The sequence below is a fragment of the Neisseria sicca VK64 genome (assembly GCF_000260655.1).
Lineage (GTDB): Bacteria > Pseudomonadota > Gammaproteobacteria > Burkholderiales > Neisseriaceae > Neisseria > Neisseria sicca_B.
This window is the reverse complement of the sequence record NZ_AJMT01000204.1, coordinates 1-7,629: the sequence shown is the minus strand read 5'-3', so window position 1 is coordinate 7,629 and position 7,629 is coordinate 1. Positions and strand designations below refer to the sequence as shown.

The following is a 7,629-nucleotide window of genomic DNA, read 5'->3' as shown; positions in this document are numbered from 1 at the left end:
TCTTCCAGTCGTTAAACATGACCATCACGCTCCAGCCGTTGTAATCAAGGTGCGTACTGCCATGACGGCGTTTGGACGGCAGGCGCAATTGATAGCGGCCGCTGCAATAGGGCTGTTCAGTCCAGTAGGCGGTATCGATGGCGGATTTAGTGACGGTTGGTGAAGTTTCTGCCGATGGGGAAACGGTAGGCGTGCAGGCTGCGACGGCGAGAATAAGCGACAGCGTGGTCAGACGGATGGACATAAATAAGCTCCGTGATTGAATAGTGGTCGTCTGAAAGTATAGTTTATTCAGACGACCTTTGTCATAAAACGGGCTTGGCGGTATTTATTCAACATAAGCGGAGAAATAAGAGGTATAGTGGATTAACTTTAAACCAGTACGGCGTTGCCTCGCCTTGTCCTGATTTACATTTAATCCACTATAAATGAATCCGACTTTCGCTGAACCGCGTGTTTGGTTTGATCCAATACCGAGAACATGGCAGAACCAACAAAAATCCTGATTGATCAAAATGTTGGATTCTAATATGAGTTTTCGACAGGCAAAAAAAATAACCGCTGATAAGCGGTTTATTGTGGTGCCCAGGGTCGGACTCGAACCGACACACCTTGCGGCGGGGGATTTTGAGTCCCCTGCGTCTACCAATTTCGCCACCTGGGCTGGTGAAGAAGTCGCTATTATAGCGGCGTATTCGGGCTTGTAAAGCAAAATCTTGCCCTGTTTGCAGACATATTGCTTATATTTTTGATTTTTAAAAACATTAAATTCATTTTATTTTGTTCCCGACGCGCCCTACTCTTTCCACTTATATCAAACATCATTCATTTTCAGCCGAAAAACGGCATAAACCGCTATATTAAATGTTGCAAACGCGCTAAGATGGCAGCGTTCGTTTCATTTTTTTATTTTCAGACGACGTTCACACACCATACCCGCATTGGAGAATTTTTATGATGCCTACTGCAATCCGTACCGCCATTTTGGGCGCATTCGCCCTTGCCACACTTGCCGCCTGCAAACCAGAAGCCAAAACGCCGGAACAAAATCCTGCGCCTGCTTCAGCCGCTTCTTCAACAGCGGCTCCGGCCGAACAGCCTGCTTCCGCTCCCGCCGCATCCTCACCTGCCGCTACCGCGCCCGCACCGCAAGCGCCCGGAACGGATATGCGTAAAGAAGACATCGGCGGCGATTTCACGCTGACCGACGGCGACGGCAAGCCGTTCAGCTTAAGCAGCCTGAAAGGCAAAGTCGTGATTCTGTCCTTCGGTTATACGCACTGCCCCGACGTTTGTCCGACCGAATTGCTGACTTACAGCGACACATTGAAACAGTTGGGCGATCAGGCGAAAGATGTGAAAGTGGTGTTCGTCAGCATCGACCCCGAACGCGACACGCCCGCAGTCATCGGCAAATACGTCAAACAGTTCAATCCTGAATTTATCGGCCTGACAGCGACAGGCGACCAAAGCCTGCCGGTCATCAAACAGCAATACCGCGTGGTTTCCTCCAAAGTCAATCAAAAAGAAGACAGCGAAAACTATTTGGTTGACCACTCTTCCGGCGCGTATCTGATCGATAAAACCGGCGAAGTGGCGATTTTCTCGCGTTACGGCAGCGAGCCGGCAACCATTGCCGCCGACATCAAAAAACTGCTTTGATCCGCATGGGGTCGTCTGAATGCCGGTCGCGGTTTTCAGACGACCTTTTTCCCATCTGAAACATATAGTGGAGAAAGTCAGACTGCCTATTTGGTACGGGTTCAAAGTCTGACAGCATAACAACAATGACTGAAAACACGCTGACCATTGCCCTGTCCAAAGGGCGCATCTTTGAAGAAACGCTGCCACTTTTGGCGGCGGCGGGCATTGTTCCCTCCGAAGCACCCGAAAAATCGCGCAAACTGATTATCGGCACCAACCATGAAAACATCCGCCTCGTCATCGTCCGCGCCACCGACGTGCCGACTTACGTCCAATACGGTGCGGCAGACTTCGGCATCGCGGGCAAAGACGTTTTAATCGAACACGGCGGAAGCGGGCTTTATCAGCCGCTGGATTTGCACATCGCCGAATGCCGCATGATGGTCGCCGTCCGCAAAGGTTTCGACTACGCCGCCGCCTCGCAGCCCGGCAGCCGCCTGCGTATCGCGACGAAATACCCCAACATCGCCGCCGAGCATTTCGCCGGCAAAGGCGTACACGTTGACATCATCAAACTTTACGGCTCGATGGAGCTTGCGCCGCTGGTCGGCCTGAGCGACGCCATCGTCGATTTGGTCTCCACCGGCAACACGCTTAAGGCAAACGGTTTGGAAGCGGTCGAACACGTTGTCGATATTTCCAGCCGTCTGGTGGTCAACAAAGCCGCATTGAAAACGAAACACGCGCTGCTGGAGCCGATTATTCAGGCGTTCGGCAGCGCAGCGAAGGCGGGGTGAACGTTCATTTGAATGAAGATGCGTTTTCAGATGACCCTAGCCGTTCCCGCCGACAGGTCGTCTGAAAATACCACCGGCAGTAAACTGTATAGGAGGATTTAAAATGGTTGCAAAAATAAAAAAATTTTCAGATTCAACCCTTTCCGTTTTGAATAACGGCGAACGTCGGTTTTACGTCTATTGCCTGACCGACCTGAAAAAAGACAAAATCCTCTACATCGGCAAAGGCTGCGGTAATCGTATCTTCGAGCATGAACAGGCCGCCCGTTCGCAAGACGGCGACATTGACGTACCGGCACGCAAAGCCATCGCCAAATGTAAGAAACTCGGTCGCTATATCATCAGCTATCATCTGACTGAAATCGAAGCGCAAGCCGCCGAAACTGCCCTAATTCATTTCGTCAAATCCGTTGTCGACAAAAAGTTCAAAAACAAATCTGCCGGATGTGGCGCAGGCGGCATCAGCGCGGAAGCACTCGACGAACGCTTCAAATTCACGCCCTGCCCGCTTGACGACCTAAATCCCGACGGACTGGTTCTTGCCGTCAAAATCCAAGACGCTTTGGACTTGGATACCGACGAAGAAGCCGACTACCGCTTCGACAACCAAGACGATGCCAACCTCAAATCGCGTACGTTGGGCAACTGGGTTATCGGCAAAGATGCCGCGTCAAAAGTGAAATACGTTATCGGCATTCACACCGCGCTGCAAAACGCCGTTGTCAGCGCGTATGAGGTGGACGGTTTCCAAACGCTTGAAGAAACCAAAAACGGCAGAAAACAAACCCGTTACCGTTTCCATACTGCCTCGTCCAGCAAAAAAGTGCTGTCCAAACTTGGTCTGCACCAAAAATGCCTGCCTGAATTGAAGTTCGGCGGAGCGGGCGAAAAAGCGTATATCAGACCCAAAACAGAGACAGAGACTGAACAAGAGAATATTCAGACGACCCCAAGTCCCAAAATAACAACGGAGAATCCCAAATCATGAAAAAACTCAACACCCAATCGCCCGATTTCCAAGCCGAGCTCAAAGCCCTGCTGGCTTTTGAGACCGCGCAAAATCCCGAAATCGACCGCATCGTTGCCGACATCTGCGCCGATGTGCAGAAGCGCGGCGATGTGGCACTCATCGAATACACCAACCGCTTCGACGGCACGTCCGCCCAAACCATAGCCGACCTCATCCTCACTCAAGACGATTTACAGGCCGCGTTTGAGCGTTTGCAGCCCGAAATTCAAACCGCCTTGAAAACCGCCGCCGCACGCGTCGAAAGCTACCACCAACGCCAAAAAATGGAATCGTGGACCTACGAAGACGAAGACGGCACGCTGTTGGGACAACAGATTACACCGCTTGACCGCGTCGGCATTTACGTCCCCGGCGGCAAAGCGGCGTATCCGAGTTCCGTCATCATGAACGCCATGCCCGCCCATGTTGCCGGTGTGAAAGAAATCATCATGGTCGTCCCCACGCCCAAAGGCGAACGCAACGACATCGTACTTGCCGCCGCCTTCGTTGCGGGCGTTACTAAAGTCTTCACCGTCGGCGGCGCGCAGGCGGTTGCCGCCCTCGCCTACGGCACTGAGTCCGTACCGCAGGTCGATAAAATCACCGGCCCAGGCAACGCTTTCGTCGCCGCCGCCAAACGCCGCGTGTTCGGCGTAGTCGGTATCGACATGGTGGCGGGGCCGTCTGAAATCCTCGTCATCGCCGACGGCACCACGCCCGCCGATTGGGTGGCGATGGATTTGTTCAGCCAAGCTGAACACGACGAAATCGCCCAAGCCATCCTCATCGGCACATCGCAGCCCTATCTCGACGAAGTTCAAGCCGCCATGAACCGCCTCATCGAAACCATGCTCCGCCGCGACATCATCGAAGCCTCGCTCGGCAACAGGGGCGCGATGATACTCGCCAAGGACTTGGACGAAGCCTGCGAAATCGCCAACTACATTTCCCCCGAACACTTGGAATTGTCGGTAGAAAACCCGCAGGAATGGGCGAAAAAAATCCGCCACGCCGGCGCGATTTTCATGGGACGCTACACCAGCGAAAGCCTCGGCGACTACTGCGCCGGCCCTAACCACGTCCTGCCTACCAGCCGCACCGCCCGCTTCTCCTCGCCGCTGGGCACTTACGACTTCCAAAAACGCTCCAGCCTGATCCAAGTCTCCGAACAAGGCGCGCAGAAGCTGGGCAAAACCGCCAGCGTGTTGGCACACGGCGAAAGCCTGACCGCCCACGCACGCTCTGCCGAATTGCGTTTGAAAGACTGATTCGGTCATACCAGCCATCCATCAAAAGCAAAGGTCGTCTGAAAACCGGTTTTTAGGGTTTTCAGACGACCTCTATTAAAAGAAACATCATGAAACAAGCCATTCAAGAAAAACTCACCCACATCGCCCGTACCGAGCCGCTGCATTTCCTGCTGGCGGTAGAGAGCGGCAGCCGCGCATGGGGCTTTGCCTCGCCCGACAGCGATTACGACGTGCGCGCCATTTATATCCGTCCGCAGCCATATTATCTGCAAATCGACGAAGCGAAAGACACGTTTGAATTTATCGAAAACCAATGGTTTGACGTCGGCGGCTGGGACATCCGCAAGGCGTTGCGCCTGCTGCGGAAAAGCAATGCCGTGCTGCTCGAATGGCTGCGTTCGCCGATGGTTTATACGCAGGACGATGATTTCACAGGTCGTCTGAACGCGCTTGCGCCGCAATACGTCCAAGCCGCCGCGCTGCTGCACCATTATCGCGGCATCGCGGGCAACGCTTTGAAAGCCATGGATTTGGTGCACCCTGTCAAACTGAAAAAATGGTTTTACGTCTTGCGTCCGCTGCTCGCAGCACGGTGGGCAGTCAAACAAGGCGGCATCCCGCCGATGACGCTGGCGGAACTGATGAGCGAATGGCAGACAGACTGCGCCGCCCAAATTACCGATTTGGTGGCCATCAAGGCGGAACAGGATGAAAGTTACCTGCATACCCTGTCGCCCGAATTGCAACGATTGACCGTTGATTTATATAACGAAGTTTCCGAATTATCCGCCCCTGCCACCCAAGCCGCCGACAGCGCGCCGCTGAATGAATTGTTCCGCGAAACTTTGGCGGCGGTTTATCCGTAAAACAAAAAGCAGCCTGTACAACAGTTAGGTCGAATTCTCAAATCTGACATTTTGGGTATTGTGAAAATGGATGGTAATAACAGGATCGTCAAGAGTTTTGTCGGATACCAGTATTCAGCTTGAAATCTTATTATCGAACAAATCATACGGAAATCCGGAATATGCCCCGCACCAACGCTGCCCAATCCCACGAATACCGCGCCATCCAACAAGCTGCGCAGCCCCTGTTTTCGTCGCAGAACCGTACCGAGCAGCATATGCTGACATTTCCAACGCAACATACGCTGCACATCGACAGTTACTCCGGTGAAGCAGACGGACGCAATTTGAGCGGCAGCCTGTGTCAGCTGCGCGATTCGGAAGGCGGCACGGTGACGCAATGGCAATCGCTGGACGATTCCGCCGCGTTTTACCAATACATCGCCCACAACAACGGCAGGGATTATTTATTGTTCCGCCAAGATTTGTACGGATACAGCGTGCTGGACTTTGCCACGGGGGAAATCATGCAGTACCTGCCGCGCGCCACGCTGGACGGTACGGAAACATTTATCTGGACGGAAGCGCATTACAATCCCGCCAACGATATGCTGGCAGTAGGTGGCTGTTATTGGGCTGCACCTTATGCCCTGCTGCTGGCAGATTTCAGCAACCCAATGTCTGCCCCTCCACGCATGACCGATGCGCTCTATGAATATATCCCAAATTTTTGGGATGATTACGATGGAGAAATAGATTTCCATGCGTGGCGCGGCACGGATTTGCTCTATACCGCACCGCTATTGGAAGAAAAAAAACGCTGCGCTGAAAATTTTGACACAGGCGCAATATTTAGCTTGGTTGGAATAGGTTTCAGCCATCAATTACAAAAGGTCGTCTGAAAATGCTCACCATCGAAGATTTGCACACACAAAACCTGCTTCTGCTCGAAGCCGTTTCCGGCAGCCGCGCCTACGGTTTGGCGACGCCCGAATCCGATACCGACATCAAAGGCGTGTTTTACCTGCCCAAATCCATGTTTTACGGCATGGAATACATCCCGCAAATCAGCAACGAAACCAACGACATCGTTTATTACGAGCTGGGGCGGTTTATCGAGCTTTTGCTGCAAAGCAACCCGAACACGCTGGAACTGCTCGCCTCGCCGCCCGACTGCGTGCGCTACCGCTCGCCGCTGATGGACGCGTTCAAAACCGAATGGTTTGTATCCAAAGCCTGCCGTCAGAGTTTCGCCGGATACGCCTACGGACAAATCAAAAAAGCACGCGGGCTGAACAAGAAAATCAGCAACCCGATGTCGTCTGAAAAGAAAAGCGTGCTCGATTTCTGCCACATCGTAGAAGGCGCGCAAACCGTGCCGCTGCGGCACTGGCTTTCGCAACGCGGAATGGAGCAGCGGCGCGTTGGTTTGGTCAAAATCGCCCACGCCCGCGAACTCTACGCCCTGTTTTACGACCCCGACGGCATGCGCGGCTACCACGGCATCGCGCTCAAACCCGAAGCCACCAACCTCTCCCTCAGCTCCGTTCCCGAAGGCGAAACCCCGCTTGCCTACCTCTCCTTCAACCAAGATGGATACAGCAACTACTGCCGCGAATACACCTCCTATCAGCAATGGCTGGCGGAACGTAACGAAACGCGCTACCAAGGCACGCAGGCACACGGACAGGGCTACGACGCCAAAAACATGATGCACACCTTCCGCCTGCTCGAAACCGCCCGCGACATCGCCCGCCACGGCGAAATCCGCCCGCGCCGCCCCAACCGCGACGAACTGCTCGCCATCAAACGCGGCGAATCTTCCTACGAAGACCTGCTGGGAAAAGCGGAACGGCTGATGGCAGAAGTGGAAACAGCGTTTGAGGCCGCCGACCTGCCCGAAACGGTAAATGCCGCTTCGGCTTTGGCGGCTTTGGTTGATGTGAGGGAAAAAATTTACGGATAGATGGCGAAAGGTCGTCTGAAAATGGAAGCGACGGTGTTTATCGCGAATGGACTTTATAGTGGATTAAAATTGCAATGATATGTAGAAAATCGTCGCGTTGTTTACACAACAGGTTGAG

At 53.4% G+C, this 7,629-nt stretch carries 7 protein-coding genes, 1 tRNA gene and 1 pseudogene; 7 read left to right on the top strand and 2 right to left on the bottom strand.

The features are described from left to right. Both HMPREF1051_RS12250 and HMPREF1051_RS12245 read right to left on the bottom strand, forming a co-directional pair. Positions 1-244, bottom strand: a pseudogene (locus HMPREF1051_RS12250) (hypothetical protein); the annotation flags it as partial. A 335-nt stretch (positions 245-579) separates the two neighbouring features. Then, a tRNA-Leu gene (locus HMPREF1051_RS12245) sits at positions 580-664 on the bottom strand. Positions 665-954: 290 nt separating this feature from the next. On the opposite strand from HMPREF1051_RS12245, the gene HMPREF1051_RS12240 reads away from it, so the two are divergent. From HMPREF1051_RS12240 to HMPREF1051_RS12210, 7 genes are all read left to right on the top strand, one after another. After that, the gene (locus tag HMPREF1051_RS12240) at positions 955-1,662 is read left to right on the top strand and encodes an SCO family protein (protein ID WP_003769192.1); all 708 of its coding nucleotides are present in this window, start codon (positions 955-957) and stop codon (positions 1,660-1,662) included. 125 nt (positions 1,663-1,787) lie between these two features. Continuing rightward, entirely contained in the window at positions 1,788-2,441 is a 654-nt protein-coding gene (hisG, locus tag HMPREF1051_RS12235) for an ATP phosphoribosyltransferase (protein ID WP_003769201.1), read from the top strand. A 103-nt stretch (positions 2,442-2,544) separates the two neighbouring features. Next, complete coding sequence (locus HMPREF1051_RS12230; RefSeq protein WP_003769189.1) at positions 2,545-3,429, top strand: hypothetical protein; 885 nt, start codon at positions 2,545-2,547, stop codon at positions 3,427-3,429. Next, complete coding sequence (gene hisD, locus HMPREF1051_RS12225; protein WP_003769190.1) at positions 3,426-4,718, top strand: histidinol dehydrogenase; 1,293 nt, start codon at positions 3,426-3,428, stop codon at positions 4,716-4,718. Before HMPREF1051_RS12230 ends, hisD begins: the two co-directional genes overlap by 4 nt. Before the next feature lie 89 nt (positions 4,719-4,807). Continuing rightward, entirely contained in the window at positions 4,808-5,566 is a 759-nt protein-coding gene (locus tag HMPREF1051_RS12220; RefSeq protein WP_003769194.1) for a DNA polymerase beta superfamily protein, read from the top strand. A 161-nt stretch (positions 5,567-5,727) separates the two neighbouring features. Further along, the gene (locus HMPREF1051_RS12215; RefSeq protein WP_003769193.1) at positions 5,728-6,447 is read left to right on the top strand and encodes a hypothetical protein; all 720 of its coding nucleotides are present in this window, start codon (positions 5,728-5,730) and stop codon (positions 6,445-6,447) included. 2 nt (positions 6,448-6,449) lie between these two features. Continuing rightward, positions 6,450-7,511: a DNA polymerase beta superfamily protein gene (locus HMPREF1051_RS12210; RefSeq protein WP_003769197.1), complete on the top strand. Its 1,062-nt coding sequence runs from the start codon at positions 6,450-6,452 to the stop codon at positions 7,509-7,511. Positions 7,512-7,629 lie beyond the last annotated feature (118 nt).

Coding starts and splice junctions, on each gene's coding strand:
- HMPREF1051_RS12210 (WP_003769197.1), top strand. CDS start 6,450: ATGCTCACCATCGAAGATTTGCACACACAAAACCTGCTTCTGCTCGAA.
- hisD (WP_003769190.1), top strand. CDS start 3,426: ATGAAAAAACTCAACACCCAATCGCCCGATTTCCAAGCCGAGCTCAAA.
- HMPREF1051_RS12220 (WP_003769194.1), top strand. CDS start 4,808: ATGAAACAAGCCATTCAAGAAAAACTCACCCACATCGCCCGTACCGAG.
- HMPREF1051_RS12240 (WP_003769192.1), top strand. CDS start 955: ATGATGCCTACTGCAATCCGTACCGCCATTTTGGGCGCATTCGCCCTT.
- HMPREF1051_RS12215 (WP_003769193.1), top strand. CDS start 5,728: ATGCCCCGCACCAACGCTGCCCAATCCCACGAATACCGCGCCATCCAA.
- hisG (WP_003769201.1), top strand. CDS start 1,788: ATGACTGAAAACACGCTGACCATTGCCCTGTCCAAAGGGCGCATCTTT.
- HMPREF1051_RS12230 (WP_003769189.1), top strand. CDS start 2,545: ATGGTTGCAAAAATAAAAAAATTTTCAGATTCAACCCTTTCCGTTTTG.